Here is a 16,912-nt window from a genome sequence, read left to right as displayed (position 1 = left end):
GTGGCTGTGGCGATGACGAGGATGAGGGCGGCTGCTGCGGTGGCGGCCACGAAGGGGGCTGCGGCTGCAAGCACTAAGCTGGTCATGTTCGCCACACAAGCCGCCCCAGGGCGGCTTTTTCTTGCCTCTCCGCCCCGTCTGAAGGTCCGGCATTGGCCCGCCCGCCTGGGGCTGGTGGCGTGTTGGCCCTGGCACTGGGGAGCGTTATCCCCGGTACGGCGAATCTGCCTGATTCTGCTCTGGTGCCTCTGGGCCGGCGCCTGCTGGGGCCAGGACCATATTGTCAGTCGCAGTGTGCTGGAGGATCGGAACGCTGATTTGACCCTGGCCCAGGTGAGCCGCCAGGCCATGGCACCTGCGCCTCCCATCCTGGTGGAAGGCTATCAGTCATCCGCCTACTGGCTGCGGCTGGTGGTGCGTCCGCCGGAAGACGGCGGAGGGTTGATGCTGCGCATCCGCCCCGCTTTTCTGGATCAGGTGACCCTCTACAGCCCAGACCCAGATCACCCCGGCCGATGGACGGCCCAGACCACCGGGGATCGGCTGGCTTATGAGGACCGGCGTTTTCCTTCCATCGCCCTGGGATTCCAAATCCAGCCCCGGGAAACCAGTACTTATTACCTGCGCCTGAAAACCGCCAGCTCCTCCCTGATGGAAGTGGAAGCCCTGACGCCCAGGGATTTCTATCGTAAGGATGTCCAGCTGGATTTGATGCAGGTGGCCTATTTCGGCCTCATGTCCTGGATTCTCTTCTGGTCTTTGGCTGAGTTTTGGCAATACCGGGAAGGGGTGGTGGGCTGGTTCGCCCTGTTTCAGGCGGGGGGCATGTTGTTCAATGCGGCCGTGATGGGGTATCTGGCGCCCCTGTTTCCCCACTCCCTCGCCCTGGACAGGGTGACCAGCATGGTGGTCTGTCTGGTGCCCGTACTTACCTTCTGTTTCCATCGTCGCCTGTTCCAGTTATTTTCCGACCAGACGCTCCTTCCCCGCATTTATGCCTTACTCATTGGGGTGGGCCTGGGATTGCAGGGCTTGCTGGCCCTGGGACAGGTGCAAACGGCCCTGAAGCTCAATGCCCTGATGGTCGTTGCCATGATTCCCCTGTGCCTGCTGGCCGCAATCCTGGCCCGTAAGGAAGCCTTGCCCGGGCTCTGGTTGTTTCGTGCCGTCTACGGGGCAAATGCCCTGATTCTGGCCCTGCGGATCGCCCCGGTCCTGGGGTGGTGGGAGCCCAGCGCCTGGAGCCTGGAAGCTTCCAGTCTCCAAGGACTGGCTTCCTCCCTGCTGATGACCGTGTTTCTTCTGCGCCGCTCCCAAGCTTTGAAACAGGGGCGTTTGCAAGCGCAGGTGGAGCTGGCCCTTTCCCGACAGCATCTGGAAACCGCCCGGCACCAGGTGCGGGAGCAGGAGCGTTTCATTGACATGCTGACCCATGAAATCAAGACCCCGGTGGGGGTGGCCCGGATAAGCCTGGGGGCTTTGAAAACCCAGGGGCCCCACCATGAGCGGATCGAACGGGCCCTGGGCAATATCACCGCCCTGGTGGAACGCTGCCGCCTTTCGGGGCAGTTGGAACACCAGGCTTTGCGGCCGGTTAAGGCGCCCTGCGACATTCTGGATCTGCTCTACGAGTGCATTGGCGCCTGTACTGAGCCGGAGCGGATATCCACCCGGGATGAGGCGCTGCCGGAAGTGCATACGGATCCCCAGTTACTCTCCATCATCATCGCCAATCTTCTGGACAACGGGCTGAAGTATTCCCTCCCCGGTTCCTCCGTTCAGGTCAGTGTGGGGCCTTGGGAAAAAGCCGGGGCGTCTGGGGTGGGCATTCGGGTGTCCAATCGGGTGCCTTGGGATGCCAGTCTGGAAACGGCCCGCTTATTCAGCAAGTATTACCGCAGCCCGGGGGCCCAGAGTAAAAGCGGTTCCGGCCTGGGACTCTATTTGTCCCGGGGCATTGCGACTTTGCTGGGGGCGGCGCTGGAAGTCGTCGTCGAGGAACAACGTGTGGAGTTTTTGCTGTGGCTACCGGTTTAAGAATTGTGGTGGTGGAGGACAACGACGAATTGCGGGCAGCCACGGTGGCCGCCCTGGAGGCAGAAGGCCATCGGGTACGGGGGGTCGCCTCGGCAGAGGAATATCCGGAGCTTACGGCCTGGGAAAACACCGATTTACTGGTGGTGGATTTGAACCTGCCCGGAGAGGATGGGCTTTCCCTGGCCCGCCGGGTCCGCGCTGCCCAGCCCCGGGTGGGGCTCATCATGGTCACGGCCCGGGCTCTGCCCCAGGAGAAGCGCCAGGGCTACGAGAGCGGTGCGGATATTTACATGGCCAAGCCCGTTGCTTTGGATGAACTGTGCGCCGCCATTCATGCCCTGTCTCGCCGTCTGTATCCCCCGGATCGGGAAGAAGGCTATTGGCTGGATTTGGATACCCTGCTGTTGGGGGGGCCGGGCAATCAGTCGGTAACCCTGTCGGTTTCGGAAGGGGCCATGATGGCGGGCTTTTGCCGGGCGGCGGATCAACGGCTGGAAACCTGGCAGCTACTGGAAATTCTACAGAAAAACCGGGCTTCCGATCCCAAGGCCGCCCTGGTAATTGCCCTGGTGCGGCTGCGCAAAAAACTAGCCCAGTTGGGGGCGCCCGCCCCGGTAATCCAATCCCTGCGCAATTGGGGCTACAAGCTGTGTGTGCCGGTCACCCTGCAATGAAGTATTGGGAAGTATTGCGACTGGGCTTTTTTTTAGACTGACTCCTGGCCTTATCCGGGTTCCGTTGGTCAGTGACGGGCCCCTATTTCATCGCGGTTTTCCTTCCCCTAGGGACGCAGCACCTCCCCGGCAACTGGGTGGTTGAGGGGTAATTGTTTGGGCCCCGTACCGGAGCCGACCCTCTGCCTTGCCTTCCTACCAAGGAGAGGCCGCGATGGACTTTCCATTGTTTACCGTTGGCGGCGTTATTTCCCCTGGAAGGAATGGCGTGGCTCGACGGTCCAGAGATGCTGAGCCCAGTCTGCCGTGCCTAAATTTTCCCTTTGTTTGCCCCTCTATATCGTTTCCCTCAGTTGTTCCGCCGCGACCAATTGCTCCAGTAACACCAACCCCTCTGGGGACTGCCAGTATTTACAAATCACGGCTAATAATCAGTCGATTCAAATTAACCCGGGCGTGACCGTTTCCGCCCCAGGGGGAACGGCCATTGCCTTGTGGAACACCAGTGGGGTGAGTGGCACGACGGTGGTCAATCAAGGCACCCTCAATGCCCATTTCTATGCTTCCGATGTGGGCTTGTTTAACCCGGGAAGCATGGTTGCCTTGGTCAATACCGGGACCATTCAGGGCTGGTCTAATGGCATCTACAATCCGGGAACCCTGGGTACCCTGACGAATACGGGGATTATCGGTTCCCAATATAACCGCAGCCTCTATAACACAGGGCAGGTCACCACCCTCAACAATGCCCAGGGGGGAGCCACTCCGCTCAGGGTATATGGCAACCTGCCGATCCAGTACAACCTCATCATCAACAACCAGTCTTACGGTGGCTATGGTGTGTTGCTCTATGGGGGAGGTGGCACGGATACCATGGCCTTCAATATCTATGGGAATACGGGAACAACCCTGGTAGGGGGAGTGGCGGCCTCCAGCGTAGCGGCAGGCACCTATTACGATGTGCTCCAGGGCTTCACTTCCCTGAATCACCTCACCGGGACTTCCGGCAGCTACGGGGGATTGAATTACCAGTTGGTGGCCGACACGGCCAATGCGGGCTTCTGGAATCTGGTCTTCAGCCTGCCCGCCAGCAATATCAACGCTGGCAACACCTATCAAAGCTCGGCCCTGCTGAGTTCCGTCAATCCGGTTTTTGACGGCGGCACCCTGCAAGTTTCCGGGGCGACCACCATTCCCACCGCCTTTACGGTTTCCTCCCAAAATGGGGCCATTGACCAGAATGGCCACGCAGCCAATTTCTCCGGTGCCATCGTGGGGACGGGCAAGCTGACCATCGTTAACACGGGAACTCCCCTCCTGGGCTCGGTGACCCTGTCGGGAAACAACACCTATAGCGGGGGCACGGAAGTGGATGCGGGGGCCAATCTGGTGATCAACGATCCGGCCAATCTGGGGGCCGCCAGCGGCACCCTGAGTCTGGTGGGCTCGGCCACGGTGCCCGCCGTGCTGACCACCACCCGGACCATGACCCTGACCAATCCCATTACGGTGGCCTACGACCCCACCTTCAACGTGGCCCCCGGCACGACCCTGACCGTGAGCAGCGTGATTGGGGATGGGGGCGCGGCGGGGGACGTGGTGGTGGACGGGGGCGGTACTCTGGCCCTGACCAATACCAATACCTATACGGGGCCGACCACGGTCAATGCTGGTTCCACCCTGGCTTTGGTGGGGAACGGCAGTGTGGCTACGTCTTCCGCCGTGACCAATAACGGCAGTTTTGACCTCTCCCGGGCTAGTGCTCCGGTGACCTTGGGGGGCACCTATACCCAGGGGAGTACCGGGACCCTGGCTTTGGGCCTTGGCACTGGCGGGACCGTGCCCCTTACCGTTGCCGGAACCGCCCAGCTGGCGGGCAACCTTTCCCTGGTGGCTGGGTCCGGTCAATATGCCATTGGGCGCTACACTCTCATCCAGGCCCAGCATATCAACGGGCAGTTCGCTTCCTTTACCAGCAATCTGGCCAGCCTGACCCCCCTGGGCGTTGGGCTGGACTATACCGGCACCGGGGTCTATCTCTCCCTGGCGCCCAATGCCCAGGCCACTCAAACCACCTTGCAACAGAATGCGGAAAGTCTGGGGGCCTTGATGGGGGTACAGCGGGCAGCGTTGCAAAACGCTCTGGGCTACGACTGCACCCTGTTTGGCAAAAATGATCTGTGCTTGAGCGTGGGTGGGCGTTCGGTGCAGAGCCCCAGCGGCAATTTTGCCGATCAGGGAGCTTCCCTGACCCTGGCGTATCGGCCCACGCCCCGGGCCCGCATCGGTGCCTTTGTGGAACAGGGGGCCTATCTTCACAGCCCTGCCGGTATTCATCAGAACCAGGTGGATCCCACCGCCGGGCTGTTTGCCAACTGGCAGAGACAGGAGGATGGCCAGGGCTGGAATCTGGGGGGCTCCCTGGTGTTTTCCAACAGCGATCTGAACCTGCGCCGGAGCGCCTCGGCCCTAACGGAAGGGGGGCAAGGGAACAGCCGCTTCAATGGTCAGGCCTACCAGTTGCAGGCCCGCTATGTTCAGCCCCTTAGCAATGGGGGCTCGGTGGCTCCTTACCTGGGGGTACGTTATTCCCGCCTGCGTCGCAGTGCCTATGGGGAAAGCGGCGCAAGCCAGGTGATGTGGCCGGTGAGTTACGCCAGCCTGACCCAGAAAGCCCTGTCCCTGATTGCCGGGGCGGAATGGAACCTGCCCCTTAGCGACCGCTGGCAGGGCAGCGCCCGCATGGGGGTGGAGCAGGTACTCCACGATTCCCTGGATGCCCTGAACGGAACCAGTTCTATCCCCGGGTTAAGTTCCTTCAGCGAAGCCATGCCGGACCGCCAGCATACCCTGGGGTCCCTGGGGGTAGGCCTGGCTTACCGCATCAGCCCCACCGCCCGCCTGTCCTTGAGCGGGGCATGGCAGCAGCAGATGTTTGGGGAGCGTAGTCTCACGGTGCTGACGGCAGCCTACAGCCTGGGGTTTTAAGGGGGAGGGTCACGTTTGGCACCAAAAAAAGGCCTTCCGGAAATTCCGGAAGGCCTTTTTTGTTGGCACAGACCCGCGCAGCTTAATCGGCCCGGGCCCCCGTGCGGATCAGGGTGCCCACGTGTTCGCCTCTAAGGGCGGCGGTGAGGCGGCCGGGGACCAGGCCGTTGATGACCTGGACCTGGGGAAGGTGGCGGGCGTTGGCCATGACTTCCAACAGGGCCGGGTCCAGGGGCAGGGTGGCGGCCTGTTGGGCCAGATCGCTATAGTGGCTTTCCCGGATCAGCTGGGCCTTGGCTCCTTCCGGCCCCTTGGGATCGGCGGTATAGACCCCATCCACGTCTTCCACAATGGTGAGCCCGGCGGCGCCTAGGGCGTCGGCCACCAGGAAGGCCCCCGTGTCGGCCCGGTGGGTGGGCAGGCGGGAATTGGGGAATTCGTGGTGGTGGTAGGGGGGAAAGGCGCTGCCTACCACGGCCCGGGCGGCGGTGAGGTGGATGGCCAGCTGGCTGGCGATGGTGGGATGTTCCACATAGGACACCCCCTCCGGCGCCAGGAGGGAGGCCAGGATGTGGCCGTTCTGCCCGGCTTCACTGGCCGCTAAGGGGGCCAGGGACCCCACGGGCAGGCCCAGGTCCAGGCCCACGCTATAGACGTGGCGGGCCCGGATACCGGCGCCGGTGAGAATGAGCAGCCGGTGTTCCGGGAGCAGCTTACGGATTTCCTCCACGATGGGCAGGATGGCTTCCGCGCCCCGGTCCATGATGGCCCGGCCGCCGATTTTGACCACCTGGAGCCAGGGCAGGATGGCCCGGGGGCGCACGTCGGCCACGGGCCGGGTGAGGCTGCCGTCCAGCAGGGTCTGGCGCGCCAGGGGGGAGGGAACGTGTTTGATGGTGTTGGTGATTTCAGCCATGGCGGGGATCTCAGCTCGCAGTGATGAGGGTGCCGACGTGTTCGCCAGCCAGGGCGCGGGTCAGGTTGCCCGGCACCAGTCCATTGATGACCTGGACCTGGCGCACGTGGCGGGCGGTCTTGAGCAGGTCCAGCATGGGGAATTCCAGGATGGAGTCGTGGAGCCCCTTGGCCTTCATTTCATCCACGGAAATTTCCGGGATAAAGGTGGCGTGCTTGTCGGTCTTGGGATTGCCCGTGTAAAGGCCGTTTTCGTCCTTCACATAAACCATGGCCTTGCAGCCGAACTGTTCCGCCACCAGGAAGCAGCCCGCGTCGGTGCGGTAGGGGGGAATGACGCTTTCCCGGGCCGGGCGTATCCACATTTTGTAGGGGGGCATGCCGCTGAAAATCACCCCATTGACCTCGGCCAGGTAGAGGGGCACGGCGGCGAGCCCGGCCCCATCCACGGCGGAAATGCCGTATTTGGCCAGGAGCTGGCCGAGCATGGCAGCGTTCTGGTCCGCCACGGAGGCGCCCAGCTGGGCCAGCACCCCGGCGGGCAGGTTGAGCCCGGCGGCGATGGAATAGAGGTGTCGGGCCCGGGTGCCAGCCCCGGTGCCGATGAGCAGTTTGTGGTCTTTCCGGGCGCTGGCGATTTCTTCCACCAGAGGATAGACCGCGGACCGGCCCCGGTCGATGATGCTCTGGCCGCCGATTTTGATGACCGTGGCGTCGGGCAGGATACGGTAGTCGGGGGCGGCTTCGGCGGCAGCCTGGAGCTCCCGGTCGGAGAGGGAGCGCTGGATGAGGAGCGCTTCGAGTTCCGCCGTGGAACCGGAGGGGCTGGCGGTGCTGGTCATGAACTTCCTTTCATCGGATCGGGCCCCGGCTTTTTCCGGCAAGGGGGAAAAGGGCGTCGGGGCAGAGGCGGGGGGGCTCCCGGGGAGGGAGGCTGGGGGTGAGCATAGGCAAGAGCGTTATATAAACTCAAGCCCAGGTGGGGAGAGGCAAGGGGCTTAGGGCGGGGAGGGGAGGTGGCGTTTGTTCTTTCCGCCTGGGGAAAGGCGGGCTACCGGACTACTGGGTTCCAGGGTAGCAGGGGAGCGGGGTCGCTGGGGAACAGAAAAATGCTCAAAAAATTCCGGCCAAAAAATGCCTGGAAAGGGCCGTGGATTGGACTTCTATCTTCGGCCCCTCCCCATTAGGGCGTGGTTTGGGGCGCTGCCGGGGGGCTGGCCCCACATCAAGGCAGCAAGGGCACCTTGGGCCAGGGGTGGGCGGCGAAGTGGAACAGGGCCGGGTCCCGGGGATCAATCTGGCCGGAAATCCAGCCCATGAAGGGGGAACCGTAGGTTTCCACCCGGGTGAAATTGGCCAGGGGCTGGCCCCGCCGGGGCCCTTCCCGGAAGCGCAGGGGATGGTCGATGCGCATGACGTGGGTGTCCCCGTGGGCCAGCACCACCTGGCCGGGAAAGCGCTCCGTGGCATCCTAAAGCTGGGTGAGCAGGGCCTTGAAACCCCGGTGGCCCATGCCCCGGGCAAAGTCCTCCAGGGCCGGGTCCGCCTGGGTGGCGATGACCAGGCCCGCCAGCCGTTCCCCCCGGGCAAGGCGGAAAGCCTCTGCCAGCCAGGCTTGGTTGGCCGCCTCCCGGGCCAGATATTCGGAGGAGGGGGCCGGGCCCGGGCCGTAATGGTTGTCCGGGCCGGGCAGGTTGAGGGTGATGAAGAGCACGGGCCCCAAGCGCCAGCGCAGGTTTTCCGGATAGGCGGGGGACTGGCGTTCCAGGGCCAGGGGCTGGTGGCCCAGGGAATGGGGGGCGGGGAAGAAGAGCTGGCGCAGCTTGGCCAGCCGTTCCTCCGGCTCAAAGTGACCGGCGGTGAGTTTGCGGCAGTCGGTCCATTCATTGTCCCCCGGGGTGTAGATCAGGGCTCCCGGATAGGCATTCAGCAGGTCCCGCCGGGCGGTGAGCAGGGGGTCGGCGCAAGATTCGTTACTGCTTTTGATATCCCCCACGTGGATCAGGAAGGCGGGCCGGGTGGCGGCCACGGCGGTGAGGAGCTTGGGCAGCTCCTGGCGCTCGTAGTCGCTGTAGGGGGTGTCCCCCATGAGGGCAAAGGGGTAGGTCTGGGCCGGGGCGGGCAGGGGGGCGCCGGCCAGGGTCAGCAGGGCCAGTAGGCCGCGGAGCAGGCCCCGGAGGCGGATTCCGCCTTTGGGGACACGGGGGAAAAGCGTCCCCAGGCGGGCGACCGGCCCGGGGGTGCCTGCCGGGGCAAGGGCTTGGGGGGCCAGCGCTGCCCCGGCTCCGGCCAGGGCCATACCCTGGTGGGCAAGGCTGGGGGGCGGAGACTGGCGGTGGCTCATGGGCGCGCCAGGGCCTTCAAGGCGTAGAGCTGGTCCAGGGCTTCCCGGGGGGTGAGCTGGTCCGGGTCAATGGTGGCCAGCAGGTTTTCCAGGGGGGAGGGTTCCGCCTCGGCGGGTTCCGGCGCCGCCGGGGCGGCGAACAGGTCGGGCTGGAGGGGATCCACGGCGGCCCGGGTTTCCAGCTCCCGCAGTTCCCGCTTGGCGGCCTTCACCACGGCGGCGGGAATGCCCGCCAGGGCGGCCACCTGAATGCCGTAGCTCTGGCTGGCCGGGCCTTCTTCCACGGCGTGGAGAAAGACAATCCGGTCCCCGTGCTCCACCGCCCCCAGGTGCACATTGGCCAGTTCCGGGTATTCGTGGGCCAGACGGGTGAGTTCGAAATAGTGGGTGGCGAACAGGGTCAGGCTGCGGTTTTTTTCCAGGAGATGGCGCAGGATGGCCATGGCCAGGGCCATGCCGTCAAAGGTGGACGTGCCCCGGCCCACCTCGTCCATGAGCACCAGACTGTGTTCCGTGGCGTTGTGGAGAATGGCGGCGGATTCGGTCATTTCCACCATGAAGGTGGAACGACCGGAGGCCAAGTCGTCAGAGGCACCGATGCGGGTGAATATCTGGTCCAGGGGCCCCAGGCGGGCCCGGCTGGCGGGCACGTAGCAACCCACGTGGGCCAGCAGGGCGATGAGGGCGGTCTGGCGCATGTAGGTGGATTTGCCCCCCATGTTGGGGCCGGTGATGAGCAGCAGGCGCCGTTCCGGGGAGAGTTCCAGCTGGTTGGCGATAAAGCTTTCCCCCTGGGCCAGGAGCTCGTTTTCCACCACCGGGTGGCGGGCTCCTTCCAGCCACAAGCCGGTTTCTTCCGTGTATTCCGGGCAGCACCAGTTGCGCTCCGCGGCCACCTTGGCGAAGGCGGTGAGCATGTCCAGTTCCGCCAGGGCCCGGGCCAGGCGCTGCAATTCGGGCACCGCTTCTAGCAACTGGTCCAGGATGCCCTCGTAGAGCCATTTTTCCCGGGCCAGGGCCCGTTCCTGGGCGGACAGGGCCTTGTCTTCAAAGGCCTTCAGTTCCGGGGTGATATAGCGCTCGGCGTTTTTCAGGGTTTGCCGACGCCGGTAGTCTTCCGGCACCTTGTCCCCATGGGCGTGGGTGATTTCGATGTAAAAGCCGTGGACCCGGTTGTATTCCACCTTAAGGCTGGAAATGCCCGTCCGTTCCCGCTCCCGGGCTTCCAGCTCCACCAGGAAGGCGCCGCAGTTGTCGTTGAGATTGCGCAGCTCGTCCAGCTCCGGGTCGTAGCCCGGGGCGATCACCCCTCCTTCCCGCAGCAGCACGGCGGGTTCGCTGGCGATGGCTCGGGTAAGCAGGTCCAGGGCGGCGGGAGGGGCGTTCAGGTCCTGGCCCAGGGCGGTGAGCAGGGGGGCGCTGGCCTCCCCCAGGGGGGCGGCCAGGTCCGGCAGCCGGGCCAGGGTATCCCGCAGGCTGGAAAGGTCCCGGGGCCGGGCGTTGCGCAGGGCGATACGTCCGGCAATGCGCTCCACGTCGGCGATGCCCTTGAGTTCCCCGGTGAGCACCCGCACCAGACGCTGGCCCTCGTCCATGAGGGCGGTGACCGCCCCGACCCGGGCGGCGGGCCGGGCCCGGTCCCGCTCCGGATGGTGCAGGGCGTGGCGCAGGTGGCGGGAACCCATGGCGCTGACACAATGGTCCAGGAGGGAAAAGAGGGTGGGGGCCGGTTCCCCCCGCAGGGTTTCCGTTAATTCCAGGTTGCGCCGGGTGGCCCCATCCAGGCCCAGGTAGGCGCTTTCCCGCTCCACCGTGAGGCTTTGCACGTGGGCCAGGGTCTGGGCCTGGGTGGCCTGGGCGTACTGGAGCAGGGCCCCCGCCGCCCCCAGGGCCGGGCCCAGGTCTTCCGCCCCAAAGGGGCTCAAGCTTTGCACCCGGAAGTGTTCCAGGAGCTGGCGCCGGGCCGCCTCCTGGTCAAAGTGCCAATCCGGCCGCCGGGTAAGGGCGGCATTCAGGCCCGGGGCCAGAGCTTCCGCTTGGCCGTCCGGGAGCAGCACTTCCGCCGGGCGAATGCGTTCCAGGGTGGCCCCCAGACGCTCCCCACCAATTTCCGTAAGGCGGAATTCCCCGCTGGCCAGATTGAGCCAGGCCAGGCCCAGACGCTGTTTTTCCGGGCACAGGGCGAGGAGCAGGGTGTCCCGCTTGTCGTCCAGCAGGGCCGCGTCGGTGAGGGTGCCCGGGGTGACGATGCGGGCCACGGCCCGTTCCACCGGGCCCTTGCTTGTTGCCGGGTCCCCCACCTGTTCGCAGATCACCGCCGACTGGCCCAGTTTCACCAGCTTGGCTAGGTATTGCTCTACCGCGTGGTAAGGCACTCCGGCCATTTTGATGGGCTGACCGGCGGACTGGCCCCGGGTGGTGAGGGTAATGTCCAGCAGGCGGGCCGCCTTTTCCGCATCCTCGAAAAACAGCTCGTAGAAATCCCCCATGCGATAAAAGAGCAGGGTGTCCGGGTGTTGGGCTTTGAATTTCAGGTACTGCTGCATCACCGGGGTGTGACCCCGGGCGGCCTTGTCGTTTTCTGCTTTTGCCATGCTGGAGGGAAGGGAAAAGTGATTCAGGGCGCTATTTTAGACGGCGAGGCTGGGTTTGCCCTAAAAAGCGGGGAAAAAAGGCCGGGGTGGAGCGGGATGGCTCAGGGGGAGGGGAATTTTCAGGCGATCTTCGGCCCGGTCCCGGGTTGGGGCTGGCAACGGGGCGACGGTAGGGAATGGGAGTGGTTCGGAATGAGAGGAAAAAAGGGGAGAAGGGGGCAGACAGCGGGTTTGGGTTCGGGGGCGGGGTTGGGCGCGGTGCGGCAAGAACCAAGCTAGCGCCGGGAATGGCGGCCCCACCCGGGTGGGGCTTTGGGGGGCGGCTTTTGCATTTTTACGCCTTGAGCGACAATGCGCGCCTCATCCCCGCTGAAAGGCGGCGGATTTCCTGTAAGTCTTGATGTCCTGGAAAGGGAAGTGCCTTGATCGTCACCAATCGCAATCGCACCATGGCTGTTGTCATTCGCCACGACGGGCACAAGGTGGCCCTGGTGCCCATGCGGGGGGGCAAGCTTGCCGTGCAGCGTATGACGGTGGTGGAATTTAACCGGGATTGGAGTTTCTGCGACTATCCCCTGGCTAAGGCTCTGGAGACGTTCATTGCCCATGCCCAGTCCCTGGGGGCTTCCAAGGAAGCCCTGCACGGCCTGGAAAGCCTGGCGGAACGGGATCGGGACGTGGTGGCCAGCCTGTTCTAGGGCAGGCCTGGGGCGAGCCTTGCCGGGGATGGCCTCCGGCGCATAGAGAAGGATGTGGCGCCCCGGGCGGGCCAAGGGATGATGTTGAAAAAGCGGGAAACTCCCGGCCCCATTCCCGCTTTTTTGTCCCGGTGGATGGACGCCAGATTTCCCGGGGCCCGTTTCAGGTAGATAACCGCCGAATTTCCCCGAGGCCCTTTCCCCCTGTGCTTCCCCTAGTGTTTGGGGGGCGGAAATTCGCTCTTTTCCCCCGTCCACACGCAGCTTCCCCGGCTCTCCTTGCGGATTTTGTTCAGGGTGTCTTCGTGGGCGGTGATTTCTTCCGGGGTAGCCCGGATGATGCGCAGGGGCTTATTGGGGCGGACGGTGATGGGGGCTTCCTGCTCCGCGGCCTGGGGATCGGCAGCGGGGGCCAGATCCATGATCAGGCTTTCCTGGCCCCGGGTCATGGCGATATAGACTTCCGCCAGAATTTCCGCATCCAGCAAGGCCCCGTGCAGGGTCCGGTGGGTGTTATCCACCTGATAGCGGTCACACAGGGCATCCAGGTTGTTTTTCTTGCCCGGATGGAGCTCCTTGGCCATTTTCAGGGTATCCACCACCCCGGCGCAGACGCTTTCCACGGGGGGCAGATTGATCCGCCCCAGCTCCATGTTGAGAAAGCCCACGTCAAAGGGGGCGTTGTGGATGACCAGTTCCGCGTCCCGGATGTATTCCAGGAAATCCTCCGCAATGGCCTGGAAGAGGGGCTTGTCCGCGAGAAAGTCGTTGCCGATGCCGTGCACCGCCAGGGCCCCTTCATCCACCTCCCGCTGGGGATTCACGTATTTGTGAAAGTGGTGGTTGGTGAGGTGCCGGTCGATCATTTCCACCCCGGCCACTTCAATCAGCCGGTGCCCCTGCCGGTGTTCCAGACCGGTGGTTTCCGTATCGAGAAATATCTGCCGCATAGGTACTGTCCTGAAGGGGCCTAGGCCCGGCCCAATTCGTCAATGCCCCGGTTGGCCAGGGCGTCCACCCGTTCATTGCCCGGGTTGCCGGCGTGACCCTTGACCCAGACCCATTCGATCTGGTGTTGCCGGGCTAGGGTATCCAGTTCCTGCCACAGCTCGGCGTTTTTCACCGGCTTTTTGTCCGCGGTGCGCCAGCCGTTGCGCTTCCAGTTGTGAATCCAGGCGCTGATGCCCTGTTGCACGTACTTGGAGTCGGTGTAGATGCGCAGGGCGGTGGGCCGCTTGAGGGCCTCCAGGGCCCGGATCACGGCGGTGAGTTCCATCCGGTTGTTGGTGGTGTTGGCCTCGCCGCCCCACAGTTCTTTTTCCTTGCCCTGGGCCAGCAGCAGGGAGCCCCAGCCCCCCGGGCCCGGATTGCCGCGGCAGGCGCCGTCGGCGTAAATCTCAACCAAAGTTTGTTCCATAGCGTGTGTGGTAGGTCTTGTGGTGTCAGTCAGATGTTTTTATGGGTGGAATTCTGGGCGATGGGGGCCAGGGCCTTGGCTTTGGCCCGTTTCCGGGCGTTGCGCCAGGCCGGCAGGATGAGGCGCATCCCCGGCACCCGCTTGACGGCCCGGAGCAGATAAACCCCACCGGCAAAGCCCCACCACCGGTCCCCCGCCAGTTCCATAAAACGGCAGCGGTGGAACCATTTGTCCTGGGTGAAAGGGGGGGCATAGCAGCCGAAGTTGCCCCGGTCCACTTCAAAGCCCAGGAGGGCCAGCCAGTCCTTGAGGCGCAGCACGGAAAGATAGTGGCCTTCCCAGGGGAAGGCGGCCTCTGGATTGGTGGGACGGGGCAGCCAGCGGCGCAGGCCCCACAGAGACAGGGGATTGAAGCCGGTGATGATGACCTGGCCCTCGGGAATAAGGATGCGCTCCACCTCCCGCAGGATCTGGTGGGGATCGTCCCAGAATTCCAGGGCGTGGGGCAGGATCACCAGATCCACGCTGGCATTGGCGAAGGGCAGCTGGTGCAGGTCACAGAGGGTCTGCACCGCCCCTTCGTCATCCGCCTTGCAGCGCAGGGGAATGCGGTTTTCCCGGAGAAAATCCACGTCCGGCAAGCCCAGCTGGAGGGCGTGGAAGCCGAAAACATCGGCCACCAGGCTATCCACCCGCTCCTGTTCCCAGCTCAGGACGTAGCGGCCCTGGGGGGTATGCTGCCAGTGTTGGAATCCGGGAATAGACATGCCTAAAGCTTTCGCCCCTCTGCTAAAAAATACCTAAAATGGACGCCCCGTCCCCTGGGCCCGGTTGGGGCCGCCGGGGCCCCTGCCTTACGGAGTTGCCATGACCGATCCCCTGCCGTCCCCATCCCCCATCCCTGCGATGCCAGCCGGCCTGCGGGTCGGGGAAATCGCAATTTTTCCCCTTCCCGCCTTTGAGGACAACTATATCTGGCTCCTGGTTCGGGGCGATCGGGCGGTGGTGGTGGACCCGGGGGAAGAGGGACCGGTCCTGGCCGCCCTGGAAGCCCGCAAGCTGACCCTGGAGGGGATTCTGCTCACCCACCACCACGGCGACCATGTGGGCGGTGTGGCGGCCCTGGTGAGCCGTTTTCCCTGCCCTGTTTTCGGGCCGGAGGCCGAGTCTATCACGACGGTGGATCATCCTTTAGGGGGCCAGGAACGTCTTACCCTCTTGGGGGCGGATTTCCAGGTCTGGGCCGTGTCCGGCCATACCCGGGGCCATCTGGCCTATGTCCTGGAAGGCGCGGGGGGCCCCGCCCTGTTTTGCGGCGACACCCTGTTCGGTGCCGGTTGCGGCCGCCTGTTTGAGGGTACGCCGGCCCAGATGGCCGATTCCCTGGGGCGCATTGCCGCTCTGCCGCCGGAGACCCGGATTTACTGCGCCCACGAATACACCGCCCGTAATCTGCTTTTTGCCCGGGCGGTGGAGCCGGACAATCCGGCCATCCGGGACCGGCAGGCGGCGGTTCAGGCCCAGAGGGAGCGGGGAGAATCTACGGTGCCCAGTACCCTGGCCCTGGAGCTGGCCACCAATCCCTTTCTTCGCTGCGGCGAAGGGGCGGTTATGGCGGCCGCCCGAGCCCGGGGCGCCACGGGGACGGACCCGGTGAGCGTTTTTACCGCGCTCCGGAGCTGGCGTAACGAATTCTGAGGGGCTGGAGGGAAATCAGGCAGCCCCGTCCGGGGCCGGGCTGGGGCTGGGGGCGGTGGGGTCTGGCGCGGGAGCGTCCTGCCCTTCCGGGGCGGCCGGCGTGCCCGGTTCTTCCGCCGGGATGAAGTGGCTGCGATTGGCCCAGGCCCGGGCCAGGTTTTCCAACACCTTGGCCGCGTTGAAGGGTTTGATGACAAAGCCGGCAGCCCCCAGTTTCAGGGCTTCCTGGACGTTTTCCACGCTGGCCATGCCGGTCACCATGACCACCACCACTCGGGGGTAGTCCCGGCGGATGGTGCGCAGGGTTTCCAGACCGTCCAGGTCCGGCATGATCACATCCAGACAGACCAGATCGGGCTGGAGGCTGGCGATCTGTTCCAGGGCTTGCAGGCCGTTGCGGGCTTCTCCCACCACCTGATAGGCCTCGTCCCGCAGCAGGGCGCGGAGCAGGGTACGCATCACATCGTTGTCATCAACGATGAGAACCTTGGGATGGTAGCTCATGGGAAATCAGGCGTTTTGCAGGGCCAGGGCTTCAGCCATGGAGAGACGGGTGACCTGGTTGCGGCCGTTTTGCTTGGCCTGGTAAAGGGCCTGATCAGAGGCCTGGAGCAGGGTTTCCGGGCGGAAACCGGCGGTGGCTACGGTGGAGGAAACGCCGCAGCTAATGGTCACCACCCCGTGCTGGGAGGTGGGGTGGGGCAGCTTCATCTGGGAAACGCTGTAGCGCATCCGTTCCGCCACGAAGGCGGCGCCCCCCAGCTTGGTGTCGGGCAGGATGATGCTGAATTCTTCGCCCCCGTAGCGGGCCAGCAGGTCCCCGCCCCGCTCCATGGCCTTGGCCATGGAGGAGGCCACCCGCTTGAGACATTCGTCCCCGGCCAGGTGGCCGTAGGAATCGTTGTAGGCCTTGAAAAAATCCACGTCGCACATGATCACCGCCAGCTCCGTGCCCTGGCGGATGGAGCGGCGCCATTCCCGGGCCAGGGCCTCGTCGAACTGGCGCCGGTTGGCGATGCCGGTGAGGCCGTCCACAGCGGAGAGGCGCTTCAATTCCTGATTGGCCGTATCCAGCTTGCGGGTGAGGACCACCAGGGACTGGCGCATTTGGACGATGCGCTGCATGGCCCGGATTTTGGCCCGCAGCACCACGTCGCTGACAGGCTTTTGCAGGTAATCGTCGCCCCCGGCGGCGATACCCTTTTCCAGGTCCATGTCCCCGGACATGGCGGTGAGGAAAATGATGGGGGTCCAGTCCCCGGGCCGTTCCATTTCCCGAATGCTGCGGGCTACCTGAAAACCGTCAATGTCGGGCAAGACCACGTCCAGAAGCACCAAATCCGGGGCTTCCGACTGGAACAGGGCAATGGCTTCCTCACCGCAGTGGGCGGGAATGGGCGTAATGCCCAGCTTTTCCAGATGGTGACAGACCACCGCCAGGGCGGTCTTGGTGTCTTCGACTACCAGGGTTTTCATTGTTTTTTTCTGGGACGGGAGCGAATCGAATCAATAGGGGATTCTAACCCGATGTCGTGGTGATTGGGGAT

General features: G+C 64.3%; 15 protein-coding genes. 5 read left to right on the top strand and 10 right to left on the bottom strand.

Annotated features, from left to right (window positions below; all coding sequences use genetic code 11):
- Positions 1–84: 84 nt before the first annotated feature.
- From Azoinq_RS01165 to Azoinq_RS01155, 3 genes are all read left to right on the top strand, one after another.
- Complete coding sequence (locus Azoinq_RS01165) at positions 85–2,037, top strand: sensor histidine kinase (RefSeq protein WP_216127732.1); 1,953 nt, start codon at positions 85–87, stop codon at positions 2,035–2,037.
- Positions 2,022–2,711, top strand: a complete 690-nt coding sequence (locus Azoinq_RS01160) for a response regulator transcription factor (protein WP_216127733.1) — start codon at positions 2,022–2,024, stop codon at positions 2,709–2,711. Before Azoinq_RS01165 ends, Azoinq_RS01160 begins: the two co-directional genes overlap by 16 nt.
- 456 nt (positions 2,712–3,167) lie before the next feature.
- Entirely contained in the window at positions 3,168–5,699 is a 2,532-nt protein-coding gene (locus Azoinq_RS01155; protein WP_216127735.1) for an autotransporter outer membrane beta-barrel domain-containing protein, read from the top strand.
- Positions 5,700–5,781: 82 nt separating this feature from the next.
- Here Azoinq_RS01155 and Azoinq_RS01150 read toward each other — a convergent pair whose 3' ends face one another.
- The 5 genes from Azoinq_RS01150 to mutS all read right to left on the bottom strand — a co-directional run bounded on the left by Azoinq_RS01150 (position 5,782) and on the right by mutS (position 11,552).
- On the bottom strand, positions 5,782–6,615 hold the full coding sequence (locus tag Azoinq_RS01150; RefSeq protein ID WP_216127737.1) for an amino acid kinase family protein: 834 nt from the start codon (positions 6,613–6,615) through the stop codon (positions 5,782–5,784).
- A 10-nt stretch (positions 6,616–6,625) separates the two neighbouring features.
- Positions 6,626–7,456 (bottom strand): amino acid kinase family protein, encoded by an 831-nt coding sequence (locus Azoinq_RS01145; protein WP_216127739.1) that lies wholly within the window; start codon positions 7,454–7,456, stop codon positions 6,626–6,628.
- Between the two features lie 383 nt (positions 7,457–7,839).
- Positions 7,840–8,058: a hypothetical protein gene (locus Azoinq_RS01140; protein WP_216127741.1), complete on the bottom strand. Its 219-nt coding sequence runs from the start codon at positions 8,056–8,058 to the stop codon at positions 7,840–7,842.
- A gap of 27 nt (positions 8,059–8,085) precedes the next feature.
- The gene (locus Azoinq_RS01135) at positions 8,086–8,958 is read right to left on the bottom strand and encodes a hypothetical protein (protein WP_216127743.1); all 873 of its coding nucleotides are present in this window, start codon (positions 8,956–8,958) and stop codon (positions 8,086–8,088) included.
- Positions 8,955–11,552 carry a DNA mismatch repair protein MutS gene (gene mutS / locus Azoinq_RS01130; protein WP_232368527.1) on the bottom strand — a complete coding sequence of 866 codons (2,598 nt, stop codon included), beginning with the start codon at positions 11,550–11,552 and terminating at the stop codon, positions 8,955–8,957. Before mutS ends, Azoinq_RS01135 begins: the two co-directional genes overlap by 4 nt.
- A gap of 422 nt (positions 11,553–11,974) precedes the next feature.
- On the opposite strand from mutS, the gene Azoinq_RS01125 reads away from it, so the two are divergent.
- A complete protein-coding gene (locus Azoinq_RS01125; RefSeq protein ID WP_216127745.1) occupies positions 11,975–12,250 on the top strand; it encodes a hypothetical protein in 276 nt (91 codons plus the stop codon).
- Between the two features lie 215 nt (positions 12,251–12,465).
- Here Azoinq_RS01125 and dnaQ read toward each other — a convergent pair whose 3' ends face one another.
- The 3 genes from dnaQ to Azoinq_RS01110 are packed head-to-tail and all read right to left on the bottom strand — an operon-like array spanning position 12,466 to position 14,434.
- Positions 12,466–13,200: a DNA polymerase III subunit epsilon gene (gene dnaQ / locus Azoinq_RS01120; RefSeq protein WP_216127747.1), complete on the bottom strand. Its 735-nt coding sequence runs from the start codon at positions 13,198–13,200 to the stop codon at positions 12,466–12,468.
- A 20-nt stretch (positions 13,201–13,220) separates the two neighbouring features.
- Positions 13,221–13,667, bottom strand: coding sequence for a ribonuclease HI (gene rnhA, locus Azoinq_RS01115; protein WP_216127749.1), 447 nt, complete (start codon positions 13,665–13,667; stop codon positions 13,221–13,223).
- 29 nt (positions 13,668–13,696) lie between these two features.
- On the bottom strand, positions 13,697–14,434 hold the full coding sequence (locus Azoinq_RS01110; RefSeq protein ID WP_216127751.1) for a class I SAM-dependent methyltransferase: 738 nt from the start codon (positions 14,432–14,434) through the stop codon (positions 13,697–13,699).
- A gap of 166 nt (positions 14,435–14,600) precedes the next feature.
- On the opposite strand from Azoinq_RS01110, the gene gloB reads away from it, so the two are divergent.
- Positions 14,601–15,365 carry a hydroxyacylglutathione hydrolase gene (gene gloB / locus Azoinq_RS01105; RefSeq protein WP_408627109.1) on the top strand — a complete coding sequence of 255 codons (765 nt, stop codon included), beginning with the start codon at positions 14,601–14,603 and terminating at the stop codon, positions 15,363–15,365.
- 15 nt (positions 15,366–15,380) lie between these two features.
- Here the strand turns inward: gloB and Azoinq_RS01100 are convergent, their stop codons facing one another.
- Both Azoinq_RS01100 and Azoinq_RS01095 read right to left on the bottom strand, forming a co-directional pair.
- Complete coding sequence (locus Azoinq_RS01100; protein ID WP_216127753.1) at positions 15,381–15,869, bottom strand: response regulator transcription factor; 489 nt, start codon at positions 15,867–15,869, stop codon at positions 15,381–15,383.
- Between the two features lie 6 nt (positions 15,870–15,875).
- A complete protein-coding gene (locus Azoinq_RS01095; RefSeq protein WP_216127756.1) occupies positions 15,876–16,841 on the bottom strand; it encodes a diguanylate cyclase domain-containing protein in 966 nt (321 codons plus the stop codon).
- Between the last annotated feature and the right edge of the window lie 71 nt (positions 16,842–16,912).

The organism is Azospira inquinata (assembly GCF_018905915.1).
GTDB lineage: Bacteria > Pseudomonadota > Gammaproteobacteria > Burkholderiales > Rhodocyclaceae > Azospira > Azospira inquinata.
This window is presented reverse-complemented; position numbering and strand designations above follow the sequence as displayed.

What these genes read in the sequence shown, in the direction of transcription:
- Azoinq_RS01095 (WP_216127756.1), bottom strand. Translation starts at nt 16,841, where the DNA reads ATGAAAACCCTGGTAGTCGAAGACACCAAGACCGCCCTGGCGGTGGTC.
- Azoinq_RS01100 (WP_216127753.1), bottom strand. Translation starts at nt 15,869, where the DNA reads ATGAGCTACCATCCCAAGGTTCTCATCGTTGATGACAACGATGTGATG.
- Azoinq_RS01135 (WP_216127743.1), bottom strand. Translation starts at nt 8,958, where the DNA reads ATGAGCCACCGCCAGTCTCCGCCCCCCAGCCTTGCCCACCAGGGTATG.
- Azoinq_RS01150 (WP_216127737.1), bottom strand. Translation starts at nt 6,615, where the DNA reads ATGGCTGAAATCACCAACACCATCAAACACGTTCCCTCCCCCCTGGCG.
- mutS (WP_232368527.1), bottom strand. Translation starts at nt 11,552, where the DNA reads ATGGCAAAAGCAGAAAACGACAAGGCCGCCCGGGGTCACACCCCGGTG.
- Azoinq_RS01110 (WP_216127751.1), bottom strand. Translation starts at nt 14,434, where the DNA reads ATGTCTATTCCCGGATTCCAACACTGGCAGCATACCCCCCAGGGCCGC.
- Azoinq_RS01145 (WP_216127739.1), bottom strand. Translation starts at nt 7,456, where the DNA reads ATGACCAGCACCGCCAGCCCCTCCGGTTCCACGGCGGAACTCGAAGCG.
- rnhA (WP_216127749.1), bottom strand. Translation starts at nt 13,667, where the DNA reads ATGGAACAAACTTTGGTTGAGATTTACGCCGACGGCGCCTGCCGCGGC.
- Azoinq_RS01165 (WP_216127732.1), top strand. Translation starts at nt 85, where the DNA reads ATGTTCGCCACACAAGCCGCCCCAGGGCGGCTTTTTCTTGCCTCTCCG.
- dnaQ (WP_216127747.1), bottom strand. Translation starts at nt 13,200, where the DNA reads ATGCGGCAGATATTTCTCGATACGGAAACCACCGGTCTGGAACACCGG.